20 protein-coding genes are annotated in these 24,003 nt (G+C 71.6%); 7 read left to right on the forward strand and 13 right to left on the reverse strand.

The genetic code is table 11. The annotated features are described in order from the left end of the window. Nucleotides 1-11: 11 nt before the first annotated feature. From ACWD0F_RS09125 to ACWD0F_RS09145, 5 genes are all read right to left on the reverse strand, one after another. Nucleotides 12-401 (reverse strand): sensor histidine kinase, encoded by a 390-nt coding sequence (locus ACWD0F_RS09125; protein ID WP_449873438.1) that lies wholly within the window; start codon nucleotides 399-401, stop codon nucleotides 12-14. 212 nt (nucleotides 402-613) lie between these two features. Next, nucleotides 614-2,590 carry a cytochrome c oxidase assembly protein gene (locus ACWD0F_RS09130; RefSeq protein ID WP_449873440.1) on the reverse strand — a complete coding sequence of 659 codons (1,977 nt, stop codon included), beginning with the start codon at nucleotides 2,588-2,590 and terminating at the stop codon, nucleotides 614-616. Next, nucleotides 2,587-3,195: a copper resistance CopC family protein gene (locus ACWD0F_RS09135; RefSeq protein WP_449873442.1), complete on the reverse strand. Its 609-nt coding sequence runs from the start codon at nucleotides 3,193-3,195 to the stop codon at nucleotides 2,587-2,589. The genes ACWD0F_RS09130 and ACWD0F_RS09135 overlap by 4 nt, the downstream gene beginning before the upstream one ends. A gap of 45 nt (nucleotides 3,196-3,240) precedes the next feature. Beyond that, nucleotides 3,241-4,524 (reverse strand): helix-turn-helix domain-containing protein, encoded by a 1,284-nt coding sequence (locus ACWD0F_RS09140; protein WP_449873444.1) that lies wholly within the window; start codon nucleotides 4,522-4,524, stop codon nucleotides 3,241-3,243. A 443-nt stretch (nucleotides 4,525-4,967) separates the two neighbouring features. After that, entirely contained in the window at nucleotides 4,968-6,461 is a 1,494-nt protein-coding gene (locus ACWD0F_RS09145) for a PucR family transcriptional regulator (protein ID WP_449873445.1), read from the reverse strand. 95 nt (nucleotides 6,462-6,556) lie between these two features. Here ACWD0F_RS09145 and ACWD0F_RS09150 point away from each other — a divergent pair, with 95 nt between their 5' ends. From ACWD0F_RS09150 to ACWD0F_RS09160, 3 genes are read left to right on the forward strand one after another with little or no spacing between them, the layout of a single operon-like run. Further along, entirely contained in the window at nucleotides 6,557-8,758 is a 2,202-nt protein-coding gene (locus ACWD0F_RS09150) for a molybdopterin cofactor-binding domain-containing protein (RefSeq protein ID WP_449873446.1), read from the forward strand. After that, nucleotides 8,742-8,975 (forward strand): EF-hand domain-containing protein, encoded by a 234-nt coding sequence (locus ACWD0F_RS09155; protein WP_449873447.1) that lies wholly within the window; start codon nucleotides 8,742-8,744, stop codon nucleotides 8,973-8,975. The genes ACWD0F_RS09150 and ACWD0F_RS09155 overlap by 17 nt, the downstream gene beginning before the upstream one ends. 59 nt (nucleotides 8,976-9,034) lie before the next feature. Then, a complete protein-coding gene (locus ACWD0F_RS09160) occupies nucleotides 9,035-10,414 on the forward strand; it encodes an NCS2 family permease (protein WP_449873449.1) in 1,380 nt (459 codons plus the stop codon). Here ACWD0F_RS09160 and ACWD0F_RS09165 read toward each other — a convergent pair. Beyond that, entirely contained in the window at nucleotides 10,411-11,337 is a 927-nt protein-coding gene (locus ACWD0F_RS09165) for an excalibur calcium-binding domain-containing protein (protein WP_449873451.1), read from the reverse strand. The two genes, ACWD0F_RS09160 and ACWD0F_RS09165, sit on opposite strands and share 4 nt — an antisense overlap. Before the next feature lie 149 nt (nucleotides 11,338-11,486). Between ACWD0F_RS09165 and ald the strand changes: the two genes are divergently transcribed. Both ald and ACWD0F_RS09175 read left to right on the forward strand, forming a co-directional pair. Next, the gene (ald, locus tag ACWD0F_RS09170) at nucleotides 11,487-12,602 is read left to right on the forward strand and encodes an alanine dehydrogenase (protein WP_449873453.1); all 1,116 of its coding nucleotides are present in this window, start codon (nucleotides 11,487-11,489) and stop codon (nucleotides 12,600-12,602) included. Nucleotides 12,603-12,681: 79 nt separating this feature from the next. Then, entirely contained in the window at nucleotides 12,682-13,176 is a 495-nt protein-coding gene (locus ACWD0F_RS09175) for an EF-hand domain-containing protein (protein WP_449873455.1), read from the forward strand. Between the two features lie 30 nt (nucleotides 13,177-13,206). On the opposite strand, the gene ACWD0F_RS09180 is transcribed toward ACWD0F_RS09175, so the two are convergent. Further along, nucleotides 13,207-13,917: a DUF3105 domain-containing protein gene (locus tag ACWD0F_RS09180; protein WP_449873457.1), complete on the reverse strand. Its 711-nt coding sequence runs from the start codon at nucleotides 13,915-13,917 to the stop codon at nucleotides 13,207-13,209. Between the two features lie 121 nt (nucleotides 13,918-14,038). Here ACWD0F_RS09180 and ACWD0F_RS09185 point away from each other — a divergent pair, with 121 nt between their 5' ends. Beyond that, nucleotides 14,039-14,701 carry a DUF305 domain-containing protein gene (locus ACWD0F_RS09185; protein ID WP_449873459.1) on the forward strand — a complete coding sequence of 221 codons (663 nt, stop codon included), beginning with the start codon at nucleotides 14,039-14,041 and terminating at the stop codon, nucleotides 14,699-14,701. A gap of 4 nt (nucleotides 14,702-14,705) precedes the next feature. Then, nucleotides 14,706-16,112 carry a phytoene desaturase family protein gene (locus ACWD0F_RS09190; RefSeq protein WP_449873461.1) on the forward strand — a complete coding sequence of 469 codons (1,407 nt, stop codon included), beginning with the start codon at nucleotides 14,706-14,708 and terminating at the stop codon, nucleotides 16,110-16,112. 80 nt (nucleotides 16,113-16,192) lie between these two features. Here ACWD0F_RS09190 and ACWD0F_RS09195 read toward each other — a convergent pair whose 3' ends face one another. The 6 genes from ACWD0F_RS09195 to ACWD0F_RS09220 all read right to left on the reverse strand — a co-directional run bounded on the left by ACWD0F_RS09195 (nucleotide 16,193) and on the right by ACWD0F_RS09220 (nucleotide 23,977). Then, complete coding sequence (locus tag ACWD0F_RS09195) at nucleotides 16,193-17,251, reverse strand: threonine aldolase family protein (protein WP_449873463.1); 1,059 nt, start codon at nucleotides 17,249-17,251, stop codon at nucleotides 16,193-16,195. Beyond that, the gene (locus ACWD0F_RS09200; RefSeq protein WP_449873465.1) at nucleotides 17,248-17,877 is read right to left on the reverse strand and encodes an SDR family NAD(P)-dependent oxidoreductase; all 630 of its coding nucleotides are present in this window, start codon (nucleotides 17,875-17,877) and stop codon (nucleotides 17,248-17,250) included. The genes ACWD0F_RS09195 and ACWD0F_RS09200 overlap by 4 nt, the downstream gene beginning before the upstream one ends. Next, the gene (locus ACWD0F_RS09205; protein WP_449873467.1) at nucleotides 17,874-19,976 is read right to left on the reverse strand and encodes a DUF6421 family protein; all 2,103 of its coding nucleotides are present in this window, start codon (nucleotides 19,974-19,976) and stop codon (nucleotides 17,874-17,876) included. Before ACWD0F_RS09205 ends, ACWD0F_RS09200 begins: the two co-directional genes overlap by 4 nt. Before the next feature lie 71 nt (nucleotides 19,977-20,047). Then, nucleotides 20,048-20,704: a response regulator gene (locus ACWD0F_RS09210; protein ID WP_449873469.1), complete on the reverse strand. Its 657-nt coding sequence runs from the start codon at nucleotides 20,702-20,704 to the stop codon at nucleotides 20,048-20,050. 70 nt (nucleotides 20,705-20,774) lie between these two features. Then, nucleotides 20,775-22,511 (reverse strand): serine/threonine protein kinase, encoded by a 1,737-nt coding sequence (locus tag ACWD0F_RS09215; RefSeq protein ID WP_449873471.1) that lies wholly within the window; start codon nucleotides 22,509-22,511, stop codon nucleotides 20,775-20,777. Further along, on the reverse strand, nucleotides 22,511-23,977 hold the full coding sequence (locus tag ACWD0F_RS09220) for a zinc ribbon domain-containing protein (protein WP_449873473.1): 1,467 nt from the start codon (nucleotides 23,975-23,977) through the stop codon (nucleotides 22,511-22,513). The genes ACWD0F_RS09215 and ACWD0F_RS09220 overlap by 1 nt, the downstream gene beginning before the upstream one ends. Nucleotides 23,978-24,003 lie beyond the last annotated feature (26 nt).

Here is a 24,003-nt window from a genome sequence, read left to right on the forward strand (position 1 = left end):
GCGCCGTCACCTCAGCGCCGCCGCGGCACCACCCCGGTCACGGTCGTGCCCTCCCCGTGGACGCTGTTGACCGAAAGATTGCCGCCGATCTCCGCGAAGGCCGCCCGCATCCGCGCGATCCCGCGTCCCGCTCCGGCCGTGGGAAAGCCCTGCCCGTTGTCGCTGACGGTCATGCGCAGCCCGCTCCTGCCGACGGTCACGGCGATGGACACGGTCCTCGCCCGGCTGTGCAGCTCGACGTTGGACAGGGCCTCGCGCATCGTGACCATGACGCTTTGAGAGACGCGCGAGGGCACGTCCGTGGCCGGCAGCGCCCAGGTCTCGACCACGATCCCCGTGCGTTGCGACCATTCGGCCAGCTGGCTCTCCAGCGCCTCGGCCAGGCTCTGCCCCCCGCGCATCCGTGTCTCTTCCGACAATGGCTCTCGCCTCTCTTGGCACGCCCGGCCCACGCCGGTCCCCACACCGGCGCTCCCTATCGAGCGATGCGCGCGTCCCCCCTCGAAGGCGCGCGCACGCTAGCTGATGGGGACATGCCCGTCTCCCCTGCGAGAAAGGCTACCTGGCGGTCCAGAGACTTGTAGTCGGAGGATAGGAGGCCATGGCCGAACGGCTACTCGCCCTGGTCTGCGCGGTTGAGACGGGCGAGGTAGGCGTTGTAGGAGTCAAGTTCGGGATCCCCGGCGCCCGCGCGATCGGCCCGGCGATCGGCGCGCCGCGCCTGCCTGTCGTCGTCCTTGTACCACTGCACGGCGATGGCCAGCAGCACGATGAGCGTCGGGATCTCGCCGAACCCCCACGCGATGGCCCCGCCGTCGCGCTGCGTCTGCAGCAGCGTCTTGCCCCAGGTGCGGCCGAGCTGCTCGTACCAGTCGGAGGCGATGACCGTGCCCATCATCATCAGCGCGATGCCGAAGAACGCGTGGAACGGCATGGTGACGAAGAGCATCATCAGCCGCCCGACGTACGGCAGCCGGTTGGGCCCGGGATCGACCCCGACGATCACCCAGAAGAACAGGCAGCCGCTGAGCAGGAAGTGGAGGGTCATCCAGATGTGCCCGAGATGCTCGGTCATAGCCGATTCGAACAGCGGCGTGAAGTAGAGCGCGTACGTGGAGGCGATGAAGATGGCCGTCGCGACCACCGGATGCGTGATCACCTTGGTGAACCGGCTGTGCAGGATCGTGGTGATCCACTCCCGCGGGCCCCTGTCGCCCCTGCGCGGCGTCGGCTTGAGCGCGCGCAGCGCCAGCGTGACCGGCGCGCCGAGGACGAGGAAGATCGGCACGACCATGGAGAGCGTCATGTGCTCGATCATGTGCGTGTCGAACATGACCTTGGCGTAGCGGGCCAGCCCGCTCTGCGTGGCGAACACCAGCAGCGCCACGCCGGCGAACCAGGACACCGTCCGGCCCACGGGCCAGGCGTCGCCCCGCCGGCGCAGCCGGAACAGGCCCAGCCCGTAGAGGCCGGCCAGAAGGGCGGCCACCACGGCGAAGAACAGGTCGAGCCACCACAGGGAGAACACGTTGCCGATGGTGAGCGCCGGCGGCAGGGGGAAGCCGAGCAGCTCGAAGGCCCGGTCGGCGGGAATGCTGGCGTCGGGCGGCGGCGTGCGCGACAGCGCCACGGCCACGCCCATGGTGGCGAGCATGAGGAGCGCCTCGCCGCCGGCCAGCCTGGTGAACGCGCGGGGCCGGCCCGCCTTCATGGCGGCCAGCGTGCGCTGCCGGTGCCAGTAGCCGACGTAGCCGAGCAGCACGAAGGCCACGATCTTGGTCAGGGCCAGCAGGCCGTACTCGGAGGTCCACAGGTCGGACACCGCGCCCAGCCGCGCCACCAGGGCGAACACCCCGGACAGCCCCACCCCGGCGTAGCACCACAACGCCATCCGGGAGAAACGGTCCGCGGCCACCTGGAGCTGCGGCTGCCGGAGGACGGCGTGCAGGGCCAGGACGACGAGGCCGCCGACCCACAACGCCAGCGAGAGCAGGTGCAGCGACACCGACGAGGTGGCCAGGTCGTGGTTGGGCGAGGAGGAGGTGTGCCCGGTGAGCGGCGCGGGCAGCAGCGTCACCAGCCCGAGCAGCAACAACCCCGCCGCGGCACCCGCGGTGATGGCGCCGCGCGAGAACAGCGCGATCGCCACCCCGAACAGCACCACGAGCGTCAGCGCCACGCCCTGCGTGGTCTGGGTGGCGTAGCTGGTCAGGATGGTGCGGTCGAGGATCTGGGGCAGCGTCCTGCCGATGGACTCGGCGGCGCCGAACACGATGGCGAGGAAGGCCGACCCGGCCCAGACCAGCGCCGCCCATGAGGCGGCCTTGACGTACTGGACGGCGGTCTTGCCGAGCACGCCCTTGTCGTTGGGCAGCAGCGCGGCGGCCATCAGCAGCAGGCCGACGGTGGCCACGCCGGCCACGTCCATGAACAGCTTGGACAGCGGCAGCCCCCACCTGACCACCGCGCCGGAGTCGGGCAGCCCCGGAATGATCCTCGGGAACGCCCGGCCACCCGCGATCATGCCGATCACCAGGGCGACGACCGCCGCCGCCACACCGCCGAGCGCCAGACGCGCCGCCCGGCTCATGGCTTCTTTTTCCGTGCGCTGAGCAGGAAGCCGATGCCGATGCCGGCGAGCGCGCCGACCACGACGATCAGCCAGACGGGGAACGACACGTCCTGGGCCGCCGTCGCCGTCTCGGCGGCGGCGGCGCTCGTCTCGGCGGCCGGCGGGGACGAGCCCGGCGCGGGCAGGGCCTCGGCCGTGGAGCCTGGGCTGGAGGTTGTGCTGGAGCCTGGGCTGGAGCTCGGGCTGGGGGACGGCGGCTGCGCCCCCTTCACCGTGAACGGGATCTCGCCCTCGACCGGGTGCCCGTCGGAGGAGACGACCCGGTAGGCGATCGTGTAGTCCCCGTCGGGCAGCGGGCCGTCGACCGCCTGCTTCACCACCGCCCCGTCGGCCTCGGGCTTGCCGCGCTGGTGCTGGGCGTCGCCGTCGCCCCGCACGATGACGAACGGCAGGCGCACCTTGGCGCTGAACTCCAGCCTGACCTCGTCGAGGGCCTTGACCTTGGCCCCCTTGGCAGGGGAGCTGCTCTTGAGCGTGTCGTGCGCCAGCGCGGGCACGGCGGTGCCGAGCACGAACAGGGCGGCGAGGATCGCGGTGAGTGCCGCGAGCGGGGATCTCTTCATGGCACCCCCAAGGCTACCGACGCCGCCGCCCGGTCCGGACTCCAGCTACAGACCGGCGCAGGCGAGGGCGCGCTGATAGGCGTCCACCGCGGCGTCGGAGTCGCCGACCTGGTCCATGGTCTCGGCCGCGGCGTACCAGAAACCGGCCGTCTCCAGCGAGTCGGGCAGGGTTTTCAGCGCGTGCGTGACGAGCCGCACCTGCTCCTCGCCCTTGGTGAAGTCGCCGCGGGCGCCGAACGCCCGGCTGAGGACCAGACCCGCTTCGGGGACCTGCGCGAGCTCGTCGGGGGCCAGCAGAGCGACGGCGGCGAGCCCGTCCTTGACGGCTCCGTCGAGATCACCGCTCATGAGCTCGACGCAGGCCAGCTCGGTGATGGTGCGGGCCCGGTCGGTCGTGCTGATGGAGGTCTGCTCCAGCTCGTTGGTCGCGCGCAGGAGGTGGTCGCGCAGCGCGGCCGCCTCCTCGGGCCGCGCCCGCCGCTTGAGCTGGGCGTAGGCGCCGCGCATCATCGCCAGCAGGCGCGGCTGCGCGGTCTCGGACAGCAGGGCCAGCGCCCGCTCGGCGAACGTCAGCGCCTCCTCACGGTGACCGGTGTGACTGGCGGTGTAGGCGGCGTTCCAGTTGGCCACGGCCATGGCGCGGGGGGTGCCGAGCGCGTCGGCGGCGTTGAGCAGCTCGGCGGCGAACTGCCGGGCCCGCAGGTTGTCGCCGCGGACGAGGTAGGCGGCCAGCAGCGTCGAGCCCAGCTCGACCAGCAGGTCGGACCAGGCGGGCCGGGTCATGCCGCCGAGGATCCGCTCGCCGATCTCGACGGCCTCGATCAGCCGGTTGCTCTGGCGGTAGGCGCGGCACAGGGCGATGGCGACCTCGATGCGGCGCTCCGGGGCGAGCTCCTCTCCCTGCAACCGGTGCAGGATGGCGATCGCCTCCTCGCGCTGCCCGTAGGCCTCCGTCGCGAGGGCGAGCCCGAACTCGGTGTCTTGACGCAGAACAGTCAGACCTGCGAGGTTACTGTTCGACAACAGCTCGGCGAAGCGTGTGCGCGCCTCGGAGACCTCCCCGTTCTCCAGCGCGAGCCTCGCATAGCCGAGGGCGAGCTCGATGTCCTCCATCTGTTCGGCGGTGACACCGTTGATCAGGTAAGAGAGTGAGCAGTCGAGTTTCTGGGCCAGCAACTCCAGAACCGCCGGAGTGGGAGTACGCTTACCACTTTCGATCAAGGAGACGTAGCTATCAGACAACTCGGGGTGTGCGAGCTGCGCCTGAGACAGGCCACGCTGTCGCCTAACCGTTTTGATACGGAGTCCCACCAGGTCAGATGTGGTCACAGCCGCCGCTCCCTGAGATGATTACGTCCAAGCAACACACAGATTGGCGAGGGAGAACCCCATGCGCACGCGCATTGCCCTGTCCGCACTAGTTGCCTTGCTCACGGCCTTCGTGGCCGTTGCAGGCAATAGTACGGCCGCAAACGCTGAAACGTCCTCCCCCTCTACCATCTCCACCATGTGGGACCTTTATTGCTGCTGAACCGGTAATGCGGAGGAGCGGAGCGGCTGCCCGACTGGATAGGGGCCACGCGAAGAGACGGAATGGACGTGGCTCCGGGCAGCCCCCCGCTTCACCGCACCACCCCTCACCGAAACCACTGAGCCGTCTGGTTTCCATCGACAATCGCACCCCGCCCGTTACCCCTGGACGCGGATCTCAAGTCGCCGATCGACCGATGTCACGGCCCTGTGGAGTCCGCGTCTTCGGCTTCTCAGCGCGGTCACCGGGGTGTCCCCGTGTCCCTGAGTGCCAGGAAGAAGTCGACCCGGTCGGCCATGGTCGACAGGTTCCTGCCGGTCAGCTCCTCGATCCTGCGGATGCGGTAGCGAACGGTGTTCACGTGCACGTGGAGCTGCTCGGCGCAGGAGTTCCAGGAGCCGGCCCGGTCGAGGAAGACGCCGAGCGTGCGCACCAGCTCGGACTGGTGCCGGCGGTCGTAGTCGAGCAGCGGCGACAGCAGGCGCGCGGCGAACGAGCGGCGCACGTCGCCCGGCACCGTGGCCAGCAGCAGCGCGTGCGTGTAGATCTCGTCGCTGGTCACCACGCCGCCGGAGCGGGCCTCGGCCAGCCGCCTGGCGTGCCCGGCCTCCTCCACGCCGCCCTTGACGGCGGCTGCGCCGGTCAGCGCGCCGCTGAGGCCGACGCAGACGCGGGTGTCGGGCAGCGCGGCGAGCACCTCGGCCCCGGCGCGCAGCCGTCCGGCCAGCTCGGCGGTGCTGCGATCGCGCAGCGGCAGCACCGCGACCGCGCCGTCGGCGCCCGCCGCCGCCACGACCTCGCGGCCGAGCAGCTCCTCCACGACCTGGCCGCCGAGCGTGGCGGCGTCGGGCCCGCGGGTGGCCCCGGGCCTGGGAGCGGTGGCGTTCACCACCGCGTACGGCTCCGCCACGTCGATCCCGCAGGTGCGCAGCCTGGCGTTGAGCTCGGCCACGTCGGACTCGGCCAGGGCGGCCACGATGAGCTGCTCGGTCAGGCGGCGCTCGACCCTGCGGCCCTCCTCCATCCGGCTGCGTTCGAGACCGACGCAGGCGGCCAGCTCGTAGCCGACGTCGGCCCGGCTGATCAGGTCGCCGTCGCAGGCCAGCGCCCAGCCGGCGCCCCGGTGACCGCGCCCGACGGCGAAGATCGTGGTGCCGCCGACGTACGCGGGCAGCCTGGGCGCCGTCAGGTAGGCCTTGGCCAGGCGTACCGGATCGTCGGCGGCGCCCACGAGCACCTCGCCGGCGGCGGACAGGACGGCGCCGGTGACGCCCAGCTCGATGGCGGTCAGCTCGAACAGCTCGCTGAGGTCGGCGCCCTCGGAGATGGCCGCGACGAGCCTGCGGTGGCGGCCGAGCGCCTCGCGCACGTCGCCCGACAGCCGGGGCACGACCAGCTCGGTCAGCGTGCGGAAGGAGACCTCGGTGGGCACCGCGAGCAGCGGCAGGCCGGCGGCGGCGCAGGCGGCCACCAGGTCGCCGGGGACGTGGCCCAGCCGGGCCGCGCCGGCGCCGAGCGCGGCCACCCCGGCCTCGGCCAGCGCGGTCACGAACCCGGCCGAATCCTCCGGCGTGTGCCGCCACATCAGCCCCGTCAGCACCAGCTCGCCTCCGGACAGGTAGCGGCCCGGCTCCGGCAGGTCGGTGATGTGCACGGTGCTGAACTCACGGGCGGGGTCGCCGGCCAGCAGCGTCAGGCCCAGCTCGTCGATGGCCAGCAGGTCGGTGATGCGCACTTGGAGGAATATACAAGCCCGCGCGGCGAACCGCTGACCGGGATTTCACGCGAAACGCATAGGACGGGGCGGGGCCGCAGTGCTCTACTCGGAAGATGACGGAGACGGTCAGCACCCCCTTGAGCGGCGTCGGCGAGAGCGCGCGGCGGCCCGACGCGACGCTGAAGGTGACCGGTGAGTTCGCCTACGCCTCCGACCTGTGGCTGGACGGCATGGTGTGGGGCGTGACGCTGCGCAGCCCGCATCCCTCGGCGTGGATCCGCTCGATCGACATCGGGCCCGCGCTGCGGATGGCGGGCGTGCTGGCGGTGCTCACGCACGAGGACGTGCCGGGCGAGAAGTTCTACGGCCTGGAGCACAAGGACCAGCCGGTGCTGGCCATCGACCAGGTCCGCTACCAGGGCGAGCCGGTGGCGCTGGTGGCCGCCGACCATCCGGAGACGGCCCGCAGGGCGGCCGCGGCCATCGTCGTGGCCTACGAACCCCGCGCGGCCGTCACCGACCCGCGCGAGTCCCGGGACATCGTGAGGCGGCAGCCCGTGCTGATGGGCGACACGTTCGAGGCCGAGGTGGTCGTCACCGGCGAGTACGAGGTCGGCATGCAGGACCAGGCCTTCCTCGGCCCCGAGTCGGGGCTGGCGGTCCCGGCCGAGGACGGCGGCGTCGACCTCTACATCGCCACCCAGTGGCTGCACGTGGACCGCGACCAGCTCGCCCCCTGCCTCGGCCTGCCCCCGGACAAGGTGCGCCTGACGCTGTCCGGCGTCGGCGGCGCGTTCGGGGCCCGCGAGGACCTGTCCATGCAGGCGCACGCCTGCCTGCTGGCCCTGCGGCTCGGCCGCCCGGTGAAGATCGTCTACGGCCGCGAGGAGTCGTTCTTCGGCCACGTGCACCGCCATCCGGCCCGGATGCGCTACGAGCACGGCGCCACCCGCGACGGCCGGCTCGTCTACGTCAAGGCCGACATCCTGCTGGACGGCGGCGCATACTGCTCCTCCTCCCCCGCCGTCGTCGGCAACGCGGCCTCCCTGGGCGTGGGCCCCTACGAGGTGCCGAACGTGCGCGTGACCGCCACCGGCGTCTACACCAACAACCCGCCGTGCGGCGCGATGCGCGGCTTCGGCGCCGTGCAGGCCTGCTACGCCTACGAGTCGCAGATGGACCGCCTGGCGGAGGCGTGCGGGTTGTCGCCCGTGGAGATCCGGGTGCGCAACGCCGTCTCCCAGGGTTCCCGGCTGATCACCGGCCAGCTGATCGACACCCCGGCGCCGCTCGCGCGGATGCTGGGCGACCTGGCGGCCATGCCGCTGCCGCCGGCCCGGTCCGGCGAGGACCTGCGGGCGCTGCCGGGCGGCGTCTCCCAGACCACCCACGGCGAGTCCGTGCGCCGCGGCGTCGGCTACGGCGTCGGCATCAAGAACATCTGCTTCTCCGAGGGCTTCGACGACTACTCCACGGCCAGGGTGCGGGCCGAGCTGGTCGGCGGCGAGCCGCACGTCACCGTGCACACGGCGGCGGCCGAGGTGGGCCAGGGTCTGGTGACGGTGCAGGCCCAGATCGCCCGCACCGAGCTGGGCGTGACGAACGTCACCGTGGCCACCGCCGACACCGCGGTCGGCTCGGCGGGCTCCTCGTCGGCCTCGCGCCAGTCGTACGTCACCGGCGGGGCGGTCAAGGCCGCCTGCGAGGCCGTGCGCGAGCGGTTCGGGGGCCTGGCGGCGCGCGAGGCGCTGGAGAAGTACGGGCCGATCGAGGAGACGCGCGAGTTCCGGCACCGCCCCACGTACCCGCTCGATCCGGTCACCGGCCAGGGCGACTCGCACACGCAGCTCGCGCTGTGCGTGCACCGGGCGGTGGTGGACGTGGACGTGGAGCTCGGCCTGGTGAAGGTGGTCGAGCTGGCGGCCGTGCAGGACGTGGGCCGGATCCTGAACCCGCAGGCGCTCGAAGGGCAGATCCACGGCGGCTCCGCGCAGGGGCTCGGGCTGGCGCTCATGGAGGAGATCCAGATCCGCGACGGCCAGGTGCTGAACCCCTCGTTCACGGACTACCTGATCCCCACCATCCTCGACATGCCTCCGATGCGACTGAAAATCCTGGAAAATCCAGACCCGTCGGCCCCGTACGGACTGCGCGGCGCGGGCGAGCCCCCCACGCTCTCCTCCACCCCGGCCATCGCGGCCGCGGTGCGCGCGGCGACCGGGCTCCGGTTGACTCGCGTTCCGATTAGGCCGGAAGATATCGCCTTGTTTGCAATCAGCTCGACAAGGGGGACAACCGATGACAACCGGGCGTGAAGCGGCCGAGGCGGAGTTCCGCCGCTTCGACACCGACGGCGACGGCCTGCTGACCGCCGCCGAGATCAGGCAGGCCAACGAGGCGCTGGGCGGCCAGGGGGCGTCCGAGGCCGAGATCGAGGCGTTCATCCAGTCGGCCGACCGCGACGGCGACGGGACGGTCGGGCTCGACGAGTTCGTCGGCCTGGTGGGTCACGGGCGGCACGAAAAGGCGTGATCTTGTCCCCCGCCGGGTAGGCACCCGGCACTCCCCCTGATCATCAAGGGGGGCTGGCGGTGCTCGACAGGTTCTTCGAGCTGACCGGGCGGGGGACCACCGTCGCCCGCGAGGCGCGCGGCGGCCTGACCACGTTCGTGGCCATGGCCTACATCATCCTGCTCAACCCGATCATCCTGGCCGGCGCCAAGGACGTGACCGGCGCCCGCCTCTCCATCGCCGAGCTGACCACGTCCACCGCGCTGGCCGCGGCGATCTCCACGCTGCTGATGGCGTTCGTCGGCAACGCCCCGTTCGGCCTGGCCGCCGGGCTCGGCCTCAACGCGGTGGTCGCCTACCAGGCCGCCCCGCACATGACGTGGGCGCAGGCCATGGGCCTGGTGGTGCTGGAGGGCCTCATCATCATCGTGCTGGCCGTGACCGGACTGCGCACCCTGATCATGAACGCGATCCCGCTGGCGCTCAAGCACGCGATCAGCGTCGGGATCGGCCTGTTCATCGCGCTGATCGGCCTGGTGGACGCCGGCTTCGTGGCGCCGGGCTCCGGCACGCCCGTGCAGCTCGGCAGCACCGGGCACCTCACGGGCTGGCCGGTCGCGGTGTTCTGCTTCGGCCTGCTCCTCATGATCGTCCTGTACGTCCGCAGGACCCCGGCCGCCATCCTCATCAGCATCGCGGTGACCGCCGCCCTGGCCATCCTGGTCAGCTCGCTCACCACCCTCCCCCCGGGATCGTGGGGCGTGGTGACGCCGCGCGTGCCCGAGGCGCTGGTCGCGGCGCCGAGCTTCGGGCTGGTCGGCGAGTTCGACCTGTTCGGCGGGTTCGCCAGGGCGGGGGCGCTGACGGCGACCGTGGTGCTGTTCACGCTGGTGCTGTCCGGGTTCTTCGACGCGATGGGCACGATCATCGGCGTGTCCGACGAGGCCGGGCTGGTGGACGAGCGCGGGCAGGTGCCCAGGCTGGGCCGGATCCTGACCGTGGACGGCGTGGCCGGCGTGGTGGGCGGCACGGCGAGCGCCTCGGCGAACACCGTCTTCGTGGAGTCGGCCGCCGGCGTCGGCGAGGGGGCGCGGACCGGCCTGGCCAGCGTGGTGACCGGGGCGCTGCTGGGGCTGACGCTGCTGTTCACGCCGCTGGCCTCCGTGGTGCCCGCCGCCGCGGCCGCCCCCGCGCTGGTGCTGGTCGGGGCGCTGATGATGACGCAGTGCAAGAACGTGCCCTGGGACGACCTCGACCTGGCCGTGCCCGCGTTCCTGACGATCGCGCTGATGCCGTTCACGTACTCGATCACCAACGGCGTCGGCGCCGGCGTGATCGTCTACACGCTGATCAAGGCGGCGCGGGGGCGGTTCTCGCAGATCCCGTGGTTGTTGTGGATCGTCTCGCTGGTCTTCCTGGCCTACTTCGCCATCGACTGGCTGCGGTCGCTGGCCGGTTAGCGCAGGTCGGCGCTGTTGCAGGCCACGCCGTTGCCGTCGGCGTCGGTGTACCAGGAGTATTCCTCGTGGGTGCCCCTGGAGTAGGGGCCGTCACCGGCGGCCACGGCCTCCTTGCAGCTCGCGTAGCGCTTGTCGGGGGTGCGCCGGGGGCCCGACGCGGGACTCGTCGCCCCCGGCCCCGTCGTGGCCGTCGTACCGGTGCCGGTCGTCCCCGTCGTGGCCGGGCCCGTCGTGCCGGCGGGATCGGTGCCGGGGCCGGTGGAGGCGGGGGGCGTGGCGGCCGGATTCGTGGCGCCGGGGTCGGCCGGGGCGGAGCTCCCGCCGGTCGGCGCGGTGCCGAGCAGGCGGGTCACCAGCGTGTCGGCCTGCTCCTTGGTGTAGCCGGCGATGCTGATGCTGTCGCCGTCCATGCTCTGGGTGACGACGGGCGCGGCCAGCACGGTCTTCGGCTCTTCGGGCTTGTCGGGCGCCAGCACGATCGCCACCGAACGCTGATCGGGCGCGAGCTCGTCGATGAGCTGGACCAGCTTGTCCTTGTACGCCGGCGCGATCGCGATGCGCACGGAGTATTGGCCGTCCTTCTCCCGCACCGGCTCGATCCGCTGCACGGAGGGCACCGTGACGCCGTCCTCCAGGAGGTAGCAGGTGGTCTGCTCCTCGTCGAGCACCGCCGGGTCGCCGGGGCAGGGCGCGGCCTTGGTCTCCCTGACGGGAGCGAAGTGGATGGCCACCGCCAGCCGTTGCGGCGGCGCGCCACCCAGAAGCGGGGTGTCGGGATTCTGCGTCATCAGGACGGCGACGGTGCCGAGCACCCCTGCGACCAGCACGACGATGACGAGCGAGACGATCAACACGATGGTGGTGAGTCTGCTCGCCCTAGGCTCCCCCGGGTCCGCGGTCGGCGGCTCTTCCGGCTTGTCCATCGATGACGACCTCATCCTGACGTTCGGGCTGCCGGAGAGCCTATCGAGCGCGGGCGCGCGCGGGGTAATCAGCCCGGCAATCCACGCTGAACTGTGAGATGCGAGCAAGAATGGGGCCAGAAGCTCACCTGGTCGAGAAGAGTCGCGCAATGAAGGTCGGCGTTCCCCGTGAGGTCAAGAACAGCGAATATCGAGTGGCGCTGACCCCCGCGGGGGTGCACGAGCTGGTGCGGCACGGCCACCGGGTCTTCGTCGAGGAGGGCGCGGGCGCCGGCTCCTCCATCCCCGACGCCGACTTCGCCGCGGCGGGCGCCGTGATGACGCCGGACGCCGACGCGCTCTGGGCGGCGGCCGACCTGGTCATGAAGGTGAAGGAGCCGGTGGCGGAGGAGTATCACCGGCTGCGCCAGGGGCTGGTGCTCTTCACCTACCTGCATCTGGCCGCCTCCGCCGCCTGCACCCGGGCCCTGCTCGGCTCGGGCTGCACGGCCATCGCCTATGAGACCGTGCAGAGCGACGACGGCTCGCTGCCGCTGCTGGCGCCCATGTCCGAGGTGGCGGGCCGGCTGGCCTCCCAGGTGGGCGCCTACCACCTGATGCGCTCGGAGGGCGGCAGGGGCGTGCTGATGGGCGGCGTGCCCGGTGTGCGCGCCGCCCACGTCGTGGTGATCGGGGCCGGGGTCTCCGGCATGAACGCCGCCGCCATCGGCCTCGGCATGCAGGCCGAGGTGGTGCTGCTGGACAAGAACATCGACAAGCTGCGCCAGGCCGACCTGATCTACCAGGGCCACTGCCAGACCGTCGCCTCCAACACCCTGGAGATCGAGCGCGCGGTGCTGGAGGCCGACCTGGTCGTCGGCGCGGTGCTGGTGCCCGGCGCCAAGGCGCCCGAGCTGGTGAGCAACGACCTGGTGAGCCGGATGAAGCCGGGTTCCGTACTGGTGGACATCGCCATCGACCAGGGCGGCTGCTTCGCGGACTCCCGGCCGACCACGCACGAGCAGCCGACGTACCGGGTGCACGAGTCGATCTTCTACTGTGTGGCCAACATGCCGGGCGCGGTGCCGAACACCTCGACGTACGCCCTGACGAACGTGACGCTGCCGTACGCGCTGGCCATCGCCGACCTGGGCTGGCAGCGGGCCATGCGCGAGAACCGAGCGCTGGCGCTGGGCCTGAGCACCCACAAGGGCCGCCTGACGAGCCGGCCGGTGGCGGCGGCGCACGGGCTGGAGTGCACACCGCTGGAGGACGTGCTGGGCTGACCCCTTACGCGAGCCTGAAGAAACGGTTACGCTGAGTAGTCATTATCGATACTTAGCGTAACGATCGATCGGAGTTCGCATGCCCGGGCGGGACTTTCGCGAGAGCGCGGAGCGCAACTTCAACGACCTGGACGCCGACGGCGACGGCTTCCTGACCAGATACGACTACATGGCGCTGGCCCAGCGCCGCCTGGATCAGACCGGCGTGGGCGCCGAGGCCCCCGAGGGCGAGGCCATCATCGACGCGTTCCTGAACGCCTGGGACACCCACGTCCACGCCCTCGACACCGACCGTGACGGCCGGATCAGCAGGCAGGAGTACGTCCGCTCCTTCGAGACGCTGGCGCGCACCGGAGCGCTGGAGCGGGTGCTGACCCCCATCTCCCGGGCCACCTTCGCCGCGGCCGACCGCGACGAGGACGGCCGGATCACCGCCGAGGAGTTCGGCTCCGTGTGGAGCCGGCCCGGCACGGACCTCGCCGCCGTCTTCGCCCAGGTGGACGCCGACGGCGACGGCCGCATCACCTTCGAGGAGTACGCCCGCGCCCGCCAGGGCCTGCTCATCGGCGACTGACGGGCGCGCTCGCCGGCAGGCCGGCGGCGCTTACTGCTGGGACTGGCTGGGCGACGGGGCCAGGCTCTCCGTCGGCATCGGCTGCTCGCCCGTGGGCGCGGGCGGCAGCGGAGCCTGGTCGGCCGTGGTCGTGATGGCGTCCTGGCCACCGCAACTGGCGCCGGCCTCAGGCGTGTCGGCCCCGTTCTGATACTTCTTGATGAACGCCCCGAGCTTCGGGTCGTCGGCGCTGTTGAGCTTGAGCTGGTGACCCCACGACGACGCGACCACCGGCGCCGGCAGATTGGGGAACGGGCTGACCAGCATGTAGTCCTGCTGACCCGTGGACGAGGCGACTTCCTTCAGCTTGTCGACCTGCGCCTTGGCCAGGTCGGGCCGGTAGGTGATCCAGACGGCGCCGTGCTCCAGCGAGTGCACGGCGTGCTCGCTGTGGATGGGCTTGTCATAGATCGCGCACTGCTGCCAGTAGTTGTTGTGCTCGCCGCCGACCGGAGGCGTCTCCTTGTACGTCACCGCGGTCGCGACGTGCTGACCGGCGTCGTACTTGACGCTGGTCACCGCGTCGAGCGAGGTCTCGCGGGACTGCTTCACCAGGTAGAAGCCGACCACACCGACCAGCACCACGATGATGAGCCCGCCCGTGCCCCACATGAGCAGCGCGGCGCGGCGTTGCTTGCGCTGCTGCTCGGCCCGCATCTTCTGCAGATGCTCGCGCCGCGCCTGCGCCTTCTCCTTCATCATCGTTCCTCCATCGGCATGCCAACTCCGGGTCACCCTATGCCCTATGGGCGTATGCAGAGAATAAGGGTGTTGTAAGCGTCGGATCACAGTCCCGCCCGCAGGTGGGTACGCTGGACGAGCCATGGAAAAGCCTCTGAGAAGACCATTTCTGATCGTCTGCGGCGTGCTGGTGCTCGCGGTGGCCGCGTTGTTGCTGTTCGGCCGCGACGGCACGCCCGGTGACAACTCGCCGGAGGCCGGATACGCCCGCGACATGGCCCGGCATCACGCGCAGGCGGTCGACATGGCGTTCATCATCAGGGACAAGGGCCCCGCCAAGGAGATCCGCAATCTCGCCTACGACATCATCACCACCCAGTCCAACCAGCGCGGCATGTTCCTGGGGTGGTTGCAGCAGTGGGAGCTCGACCAGTCGAGCGACCAGCGGCCGATGGCCTGGATGAGCGGCCACGGGCACGGCGGCGCGACCACGGCCCCGCCCGCCACCACCTCGCCCGCCACGGGGGCGGCCGTGATGCCCGGCATGGCCGACGCCGCGGAGCTGACCCGGCTCAAGGAGGCGGAGGGCACCGCGGCCGAGGTGCTCTTCCTGCAGTTGATGATCCGCCACCACGAGGGCGGCGTGCAGATGTCCGAGGGCCTGCTCAAGCTGTCCACCCGGGGCGAGGTGGTCAACATGGCCGACAAGATCGTCCAGGGGCAGAGCGCGGAGATCGAACTCATGACCGAGCTGCTCCAGCACCGCGGCGCCCAGCCCTACCCGTCGATCCTGCCGCCGAAATAGCCCGGTGAGCAGCGCCGACGCCGTCGTCGTGGGATCCGGCCCCAACGGGCTCGTCGCCGCCGTCACCCTGGCCCGCGCCGGGCGCAAGGTGCTGCTGCTGGAGGCCGCCGAGCGGTTCGGCGGCGGGCTGAGGTCCGCGGAGCTGACGCTGCCCGGGCGGGTGCACGATGTGGGCGCGACCGTGATGGCGATGACCCTGGCCTCTCCGGCGTTCCGGGAGTTGCGCCTGGAAGGGGTGGAGTTCGCCCACCCGCCGGTCGCCGCCGCGCATCCGCTCGACGGCCGGCCCGCCGTGCTCGTGCACCGCGACCCGCGCCGCACCGCCGAAGGGCTCGGGCGTGACGCGGGCGCGTGGCTGGCCACCGCTGGGGCGACGGCGCGGGCCGGGCTGCCGCTGGTGGAGCTGCTGCTCCAGCCGCTGGGGCCGTGGCGGGTGCCGCCGATGACGTTCGCCAGGGCGGCCAGGTTCGCGATGGCGGGGGCGCTGCCCGCCACGACGTTCGCCCGCACGGCGTTCAGGACGGTGGAGGGGCGGGCGCTGATCGCGGGCATGGCCGCGCACTCCATGCTCGACCTGCGCGCGCCCATCAGCGCCGGTTACGGCCTGTTGCTGGCGTCCCTGGCCCATCTGGTGGGCTGGCCGCTGGTGCGGGGCGGCTCGCAGGTGCTGGCCGACGCGCTCGTGGCCGAGCTCAGGTCGCTCGGTGGCGAGGCGGTCAGCGGCCACCGCGTGCGCCGCCTGGCGGAGCTGGACGCGCCGGCCGTGCTGCTCGACGTCTCCCCCAGGCAGTTCCTCACGATGGCCGACCTGCCGCCCGGCTACCGCCGGGCCCTGCGGCGCTACCGCTACGGGCCGGGGGTGTTCAAGGTGGACTGGGCGCTCGACGGGCCGGTGCCGTGGCGGGATCCGGCGGTGGCGGGCGCGGGCACGGTGCACCTCGGCGGGACGCTGGAGGAGATCGCGCTGAGCGAGGCCGAGACGGCCGCCGGGCGGCACTCGCCCCGGCCGTACGTGCTGCTCGTGCAGCCCTACGCGGCCGACCCGACGCGGGGCGGGCACACCCTGTGGGCCTACTGCCACGTGCCCAACGGCTCGCGGGCCGACATGACCAGCGCCATCGAGACCCAGATCGAGCGGTACGCCCCGGGCTTCCGCGATCGGGTGCTGGCCCGGCACACGATGGGGCCGGCCGAGCTGGAGGCGTTCGACGCCAACCTGGTCGGGGGTGACATCGGCGGCGGGCTGGCCGGCCTCGGGCAGTTCGTGCGGCGGCCGGTGTGGTCGCCGGCGCCGTGGCGCACGCCGCTGCCCGGGGTGTTCCTCTGCTCGGCCTCGACGCCGCCGGGGCCGGGAGCGCACGGGGTCGGCGGCTGGCAGGCCGCCCGCCTGGCCCTCAAGTCCGGCCGGTAGCCCGGCGCCTGGCCCGCAAAGACCACCGCCTGGCCGTCAAGGCCACCGCTTGGTCTTCAAGAGTGGCCGGTGGCCCCGCGTCAGGAGCGGGCCGCCGCCGCCTCCTCGGCGATCGCGGCCGCGAAGGCGTCCACGTCCTCCTCGGTGGTGTCGAACGCGCACATCCAGCGCACCTCGCCCGTGGCCTCGTCCCAGGTGTAGAAGCGGAACCGCTTCTGCAGCCGCTCGGTCACGTCGGCCGGCAGGACCGCGAAGACCGCGTTGGCCTCGACCGGCCGCGGCACCTCCACGCCGGGAATGCCGCGCACCGCCTCGGCCAGCCGCCGTGCCATGGCGTTGGCCTGCCGCGCGTTGCGCGACCACAGGTCGCCGGAGAGCAGCGCCTCGAACTGCGCCGACACGAACCGCATCTTCGACGAGAGCTGCATGAACGTCTTGCGCAGGTAGTCGACGCCCCGCGCGGCCTCGGGGTTGAGCACGACGACGGCCTCGCCGTACAGCAGGCCGATCTTCGTGCCGCCGAAGGAGAGCACGTCGACGCCCGCGTCCGTGGTCAGCGCCCGCATCGGGACGCCGAGCGCGGCGGCGGCGTTGGTGAGGCGGGAGCCGTCGAGGTGGACGAGCAGGCCGCGGTCGTGGGCGTGCGCGCAGAGGGCGGCGACCTCACCGGGCGTGTAGAGGGTGCCCAGCTCGGTGGAGTTGGAGATCGACACGACCCGCGGCTGCGCCCGGTGCACGTCGCCGAAGCCCCAGGCCCGCTGGTCGATCAGCTCGGGCGTGAGCTTGCCGTCGGGCGTGGGCACCTGCAGCAGCTTGATGCCGGCCACCACCTCGGGCGCGCCGCCCTCGTCGGTGTTGATGTGGGCGCTCTCCGCGCAGATGACCGCCTCCCACGGGGCGGTCATGGCGCGCAGGGAGACGACGTTCGCCGCCGTGCCGTTGAACACCGGCCAGGCCCGCGCCTGGTCGCCGAAGTGCTGCTGGAAGACCCTCTGGAGGGCCTCGGTGTAGACGTCGTCCCCGTAGGCGATCTGGTGGCCGCCGTTGGCGGTCGCGATGGCCTTGAGGATTTCGGGGTGCACGCCCGCGTAGTTGTCGCTGGCGAACGCTTTGAGCTGGGGGTCGTGCCGGGGAATCAAGAAGTGAGGTCCAATCGGGTGCCGTTGATCTCCGCGGCGGGGCGCTCGTAGAGAGCGCCGATGGCCGCGGCCAGGTCGTGAACGTCGGTGAAGCCGGGGAACTTCGCGTCCGGCTTGGCGGCGCGCATCTCGTCGTTCACCAGGGCCTTGACGACGAGGATGGTGGCCGCGCCGGACGTGCCGGAGAGCGCGTCGGCCAGCGCGAGCGTCCACGCCTCGGAGGCCGCCTTGGCCGCCGAGTAGGCGGCGCCGCCCGCGGTGGGCCGCTCGGCGGCCTTGGCCGAGACGATCACGAAGCGGCCGTTCTCGCTCGCGCGCAGCAGCGGCTCGAAGGCCAGCGAGACGTGCTGGAGGGTGCGGATCAGCAGGGCGTGCAGGGCGTCCCAGTCGTCGAGGCTGGTCTCGGCGAACGTGGGCGAGCCCCGCCAGCCGCCGACCAGGTGCACCACGCCGTCCACGCGCCCGTGCTCGCGGGCGATCCGGGCGGCCAGGTCACCGACGGCCGCACGGTCGAGGAGGTCGACGTCGTTCTTGTCGACGCCGAGCACAGTGTGCCCATTTTTCCGGAAATATTCGGAAACGGCCTTACCGGTGGGGCCTCCTGCCCCCGTAACCAGAATGATCATGCTCGTAGTCCCTTAGTCGATTCGACCACATCGGTCAGCTTACGACGCAGCGCCTCGTAGAACATGCTCAGCGGGAACTCGTCCGGCAGCACCGCGTCCACCTTGGCCTTCTGCTCCTCGGGCAGCGCCCCGATCCCCTTGGCCCAGGTCGAGCCCGGGTGCGCCGGCACGTACGCGCTCACCAGCTCGTACGCCGCCAGCCAGTGCGCCAGCTTGGAACGGTCGATGCTGTCGCGATACAGCTTCTCCACCTCGCCCCGCAGGTCGGCCACGCCGTCCGCGACCCGCTCCCAGTCGATCGCCAGCCGGTTGTCCGTCCAGCGCACGACGTCGTTGCGGTGCAGGTAGGCGAAGAGCAGCTGCCCGCCGAGCCCGTCGTAGTTGCGCACCCGCTCCCCCGTGATCGGGAACCTGAACAGCCGGTCGAACAGGATCGCGTCCTGCACGTGGCGGGCGTGCGGCACGCCCTGCCGCTCCAGCTTCACCGCCTCGCCGAACGCGGTCAGGTCGCAGCGCAGCTCCTCCAGCGCGTACAGCCAGTACGGCATCCGCTGCTTGATCATGAACGGGTCGAACGGCAGGTCGCCGTGGCTGTGGGTGCGGTCGTGGATCAGGTCCCACAACACGAACGTGTCCTGCGCGAGCCGCTGCGACTCCAGCAGCCTGGCGGCGTCCGGCGGCAGCTCCAGCCGGAGCGTGGTGGCCGCGGCGCCGCAGACCCGCCGGAACCGGGCGGCCTCGCGGTCGGCGAAGATGCCGCCCCAGGTGAACCGGGCCGGCGCCGTCCGCACCGCGATCGTCTCGGGGAACAACACGGCGGAGTGGGTGTCGTAGCCGGAGGTGAAGTCCTGGAACGCGATCGGCACGAACATCGGGTTGTCGTAGCCGCCGGCCTCCAGCTCGGCCAGCCAGCCGGGCCAGATCGTCCTGATCCAGACGGCTTCGAGGTTGCGGGCCGGGTTGCCGTTCTGGGTGTACATCGGGAACACGACGACGTGTTCGAGGCCGTCCTCGCGCTGGGTGTCGGGGTGGAACAGGTCGAGCGAGTCGAGGAAGTCGGGCACGCCCAGGTCCTGCCCGGCCCACGCGGCGAGGTCGCGCCGGACGGCCGCCAGGTAGGCGGCGTCGTGCGGGAAGTGCGGTGAGACGTCGCCCACGCGCTCGGCGATCACGCCCACCAGCGCCTTGGCCCGCTCCTTGCCGGCCGGCACCGAGCCGTCCTTGACCTGGAGCGGGCGCAGCTCCTCGACGGCCTCCTTGAGCCGGGCGAAGACCTCCGCCCTGACCGCGTCGCGCGGCGCGGCGGCCGCGTCTCCGGTGGGCACGCGGGCGGCCCAGGTGACGACGTTCCCCCAGAGCCTGCGGTGGTCGTAGTCCTCGATGGAGTCGTCGCCGAACAGGTCGGAGTCGGCGAACACGACCACGCGGCCCCGGCCGTGCCGCAGCGCGACAGCCAGCGGCGCGCCCGCCGGGTCGGCGTCCGCCGAGGTCCTGAACAACACACTCACCTCGTCGGCGAGCACAGCAGCGCCGGACACGGGGGCATCGGCGGGTGTCACGGTGAGGGCGCCCGAGCGGTAGAAGCAGGCCGCGCGCACCCCGGCCAGCACCCCGGAGGCCGTGGAACGTTCCCCCAGCACCCAGGTCGCCACGTCCCGGTGCGCGTGCCCCGGGTCGCGCACGGTGGTGTGCTCGACCCGCACCCCGAACCGCCCGAGCAGCTCGTTCAGGTTGTTGCCGTACTTGTCCTGCTCCTCCTCGGCCAGCACCACCAGCCCGCCGCCACCGGCGACGAAGCTCTGGACGGCGTCCAGCTCGGCGGCGGAGAAGACGGGGCTGCCCTGCCCGGTGGTGCGCTCCCACCGCTCCCCCGACGGATGCGCGATCACCAGGACGTCCTGCTCCGCCAGGACCGCGTCCCCGAGCTCGCCCGCCGTGCGGACGGTGACCGTGTGCCCCAGATGCCGCAGCAGCCCGGCCGCGCGGGCGTAGCTGTTGTCGTCGGGATGTGCGGGGTTGATGACCTCGGCCACCTCACGGCGGACGGTCCACGACTCGCTGTGAGCCTCGTCGAACAGCACCCGGGGGAACGATTGCATGAAAGATCTCCTGTACCTACCGCCTTATGACGAAAAATATACACATAAGTCCGGCATGCACCAAAGAACACTCAAGCGGCGCCGGGTCGCACGACCCCCGACTCGTACGCGAACACCACGGCCTGCGCCCGATCCCGCAGCGCCAGCTTCATCAGCACCCGGGCCACGTGCGTCTTGACCGTGGCCTCCCCCACGAACAGCTCCCGGGCGATCTCCGCGTTGGTGAGCCCGCGGGCGAGCAGCCGCAACACCTCCAGCTCACGCGGCGTCAGCTCGCCCAGCCGGGGCGAGGGCGTCGGCTCGGCCCGGCCCGCGAACGTGGCGATCACCCGCCGGGTCACGGCCGGGTCGAGCAGCGCGTCCCCGGAGTGCACGATCTTGATCGCCTCCAGGAGCTGCTCCGGCGGCGACACCTTCAGCAGGAAGCCGCTGGTGCCGGCGCGCAGCGCGGCGTAGAGGTTCTCGTCGGTGTCGAACGTGGTCAGCGTGATGACCTTCGGCGGCGACGGAGTGTCGAGCAGTTCCCTGGCCGCCGACAGACCGTCGAGCCGGGGCATCGAGATGTCCATGAGGACGATGTCCGGCCGGGTGCGCCGGGCCACCGCGATGGCCTCGCGCCCGTCGGCGGCCTCGCCGACGACCTCCATGCCGGGGTCGCTGTCGACGACCATGCGCAGCCCTGCCCTGACCATCGCCTGATCGTCGGCGATGACGATACGAATGCCCACACGCCGGAGGGTAGACCTCGAAACCCGGGCTTGAACACCCAGGCCAAGCCGGGCACAAGTGAGTTACAAGTCACGAGACGTGCACGCTCTGCCTGATGCGGGTCTGGGTGGCGTCGTCGCAGGTGGCCTTGGCGCAGAAGTACATCACAAGCATGGTCTTGGGCCGGCGGTCGATCACGTAGCTCACGAAGCCCAGCCGGGTGCCGGAGGCGGGGTCGTGCAGCGAGCCGTCGAAGCGGGTGGCCGGGCTGTTGCCGGCCTGGTCCTGGACGGGCTTGCCAAGGTCCACCTCGCCGGGCAGCAGGGACTCCATCTTGGCCTTCATCAGCTCGGAGGTGCCGCTGGCGTCGAGGGTGTCGGCGACCTGGACGTAGACGCCGGAGGCGCCCTCGGGATCCTCGGTCACCACGCTGGAGATCGCCGACCAGTCGGCGCCCGGCCCGGCCACGAACAGCGCCTCGAACTCCTGGGCGTGCGGCGAGGCCACCGCGAACAGGTCCTGGTGGGTGCGCGAGGTCCAGTCGCCCGGATACTCGAACGTGAGCGGCGCGGCGGCGCTGGTCTGGTAGCGCGACCAGGTGTCGCCGCGGTGGTTCATGATGATCATCGCGACCAGGGCGAGCGCCGCGACGGCGGCGACCAGGGTGGCCGCCACGATCGGCACCCGGCCGGGACGGCTCCTGGGCGCGGAGGGCTGCGTGGCCGGCGCCGGCGCCCGGCGCGAGCGGCCCGCGCCGCCCTGCGCGTACTGCGGGCCGGTGTGCGGCACGGACTGAGGGCCGGTGTGCGGCGCGGCGTGGGCGCCCGCGCGTGGCACGGCCTGGGAGCCGGCGTGCGGCGCCGCCTGCTGGCCCGTCTGCACCTGGTGCGGCCCGGAATGCGGGCTCGGGGTGGGGCGGGGCACCAGGTGGGGCGCGGGATACGGGACCGAGTGGGGGCCCGAGCCGGGGCCCATCAGGTCGTAGGTGTGGCCGCTGATGGCGTCGCGCAGCGCGGTCACGAACTCGGTGCAGGTCGAGTAGCGGTGCTCGGGCGACTTCGCCAGTGCCCGCGACATCACGTCGTCCACCTGCGGCGGCAGTTCGGGCCTGATCTCCGACAGCGGCGTGGGCGTCTCGGCCAGGTGGGCCCAGAGCAGCGCGATGTCGTTCTCCCGCTGGAACGGCAGCCGCGCCGACAACGACTCGTAGACCACGCACGCCAGCGCGTACTGGTCGCAGCGGCCGTCGATGGTCTCCTTGTTGATCTGCTCGGGCGACATGTAGCGGGGCGTGCCGATGAACTGGTCGGTCTGCGTCAGCCCCGAGATCGACGAGCGGTGCTTGGTGATGCCGAAGTCGGTCAGGTACACGTGGTCGCCGGCCAGCAGGATGTTGGCCGGTTTCACGTCACGGTGGATCAGGTCGTGCGCGTGGGCGGCGTCGAGCGCGGCGGCGACCTGGGCGAAGATCTGGTTGCCCTGGCCGATCCCCAGCGGGCCCCGGTCGTAGATGAGGCGGCGCAGGTCGAGGCCGTCGACGTAACGCATGGCGATGTAGAGGACGCCGTCGGCGTCGGCGTTGGCCTCGTAGATCGGGATGATGTTGGGGTGCTCGATGCTGGCGACCGTCCTGGACTCCAGGATGAACCGCTGCCTGAACCGGTCGTCGACGCTGAGCACCGGGTTGAGGATCTTCAGCGCCACGCGGCGGCTCAACCGGGGGTCGAGCGCCAGGTAGACGACGGCCATGCCGCCCTTGCCGACGATGTCCTCGATATAATACCCGGCCACCTCCTGGCCGATGAGCGATCTTTCGTTCAATGGCATCACGTCTCGATGGGGTGGCCGCAGTAACCGCAGAACCGATGCGCCGGGCCGAGTCTCATGCCGCACGATGTGCAGTATTTAATGCCCGGATCCGGCGCCGTCATCACCTGTTGCTGCTGCGGAACCACTTGGAACGACTGGGAGCGCCGTACGACCACGGTCTGGTTGGCACCGTCGTCGAGTGGCGGACCGGCCGTCGCCAGCGGCTGTGGCGGTTCTGTCGCTCTTTCAGGAGTGCGGCGGCGCCACAGCAGATACGCCCCGCCGCCGGCGGCCAGGAAAAGTATCCCGGCGGCCACGATGAACGGCCACAGCGGCGTGGAGCGCACGGGGGCGGCCGCCGCCTGCTTGGTGCCCTGGTCCTCCGGGCCGCCCCGCTTGGCCAGCGAGGTCTTCAGCAGCGTCGCGGCCACCACGTTGCCGGGATAGAGGTCGAGCACGCGCTGGAAGCCGGGCGCGGCCTCGGTGTAGTACTTGGTGTGGTAGCGCGTCAGCGCGGCCTCGAACGCCGTGTCGATCGCCCCGCGCCGGGGCACCACCTTGGCCGCGGCCAGGATGCCGGTGATCTCCCGGACGCCGATCATCTTGCCCTCTTTGCCGCCGCCGACGAGCAGGCCGATGACGTGGCCGTCCTTGTCGCCGATGATCGGTGCGCCGACCAGGCCCTTGTCGGCCAGGCCGCCCAGCTTGACCGGCTCGTTCACCTTGTTCTCCGGGTCGGCGAACGGCCTGCCGGTCTCGCCCGCCGCGCCGCCCTTGGACAGGTGGGCGATCTCGACCGTCTCCTTGACCGTGGGGCTGGGCCTGCCGAGGAAGCCCGCCAGGTTGGTGGGCGCGCCCGCGTTCTCGGGCACCTTGTCGGCGAGGGGGGCCGTGGGCATGCCGACGCTGCCGGCCGCCGGGGTGAGCGGCACGAGCACGGCCGGGCTGTCGGGCGTCGGGCCGGCCTTGATGCACTTGACCTTGAACCCGTCGGCGCTGGGCGGCGACACGTTGGGGAAGGCCGTGATCTCGGTGGTCACGTTGATGATGCAGGTGGCGGTGCTGGTCTTGGGCGGGTAGCACTCCTGCAGGTGGTGGTCGAGGATGTCGTCGGAGAGCTTGTGCTTCTTGTAGTCGGCGGGGATCTTCACCTTGTGGTGCTCGGCGAAGATCCGGTTGGCCGCGTAGATGGCGACGTCGTCGGGGTTCACCGCGAGGCGGCGGAGGGCGACCATGGTCCCGTCGGGGTTGATGACGGTCGCCGTGCCGGCGGCGAACGGGATGTCGTAGGACCGCTCCACATGTTTGAGCTCGCCGACGTGGTCGAGCAGGGTGATCTCCACGTGCGACACCGACTCCACGCGCACCACGGCGGGGGTCACCAGGTCGGTGATCCCGCTCGGGTGCTCGTGCGCCGTCGCCGGGAGGGCGATCAGCACCAGTGCCGCCGCGACGCCACCGGCAAGAGCTGTGAAGCGCGCCATCTATCCGCTCCAAACGCTGGAATACG

This window comes from Nonomuraea sp. NPDC002799 (assembly GCF_053592075.1).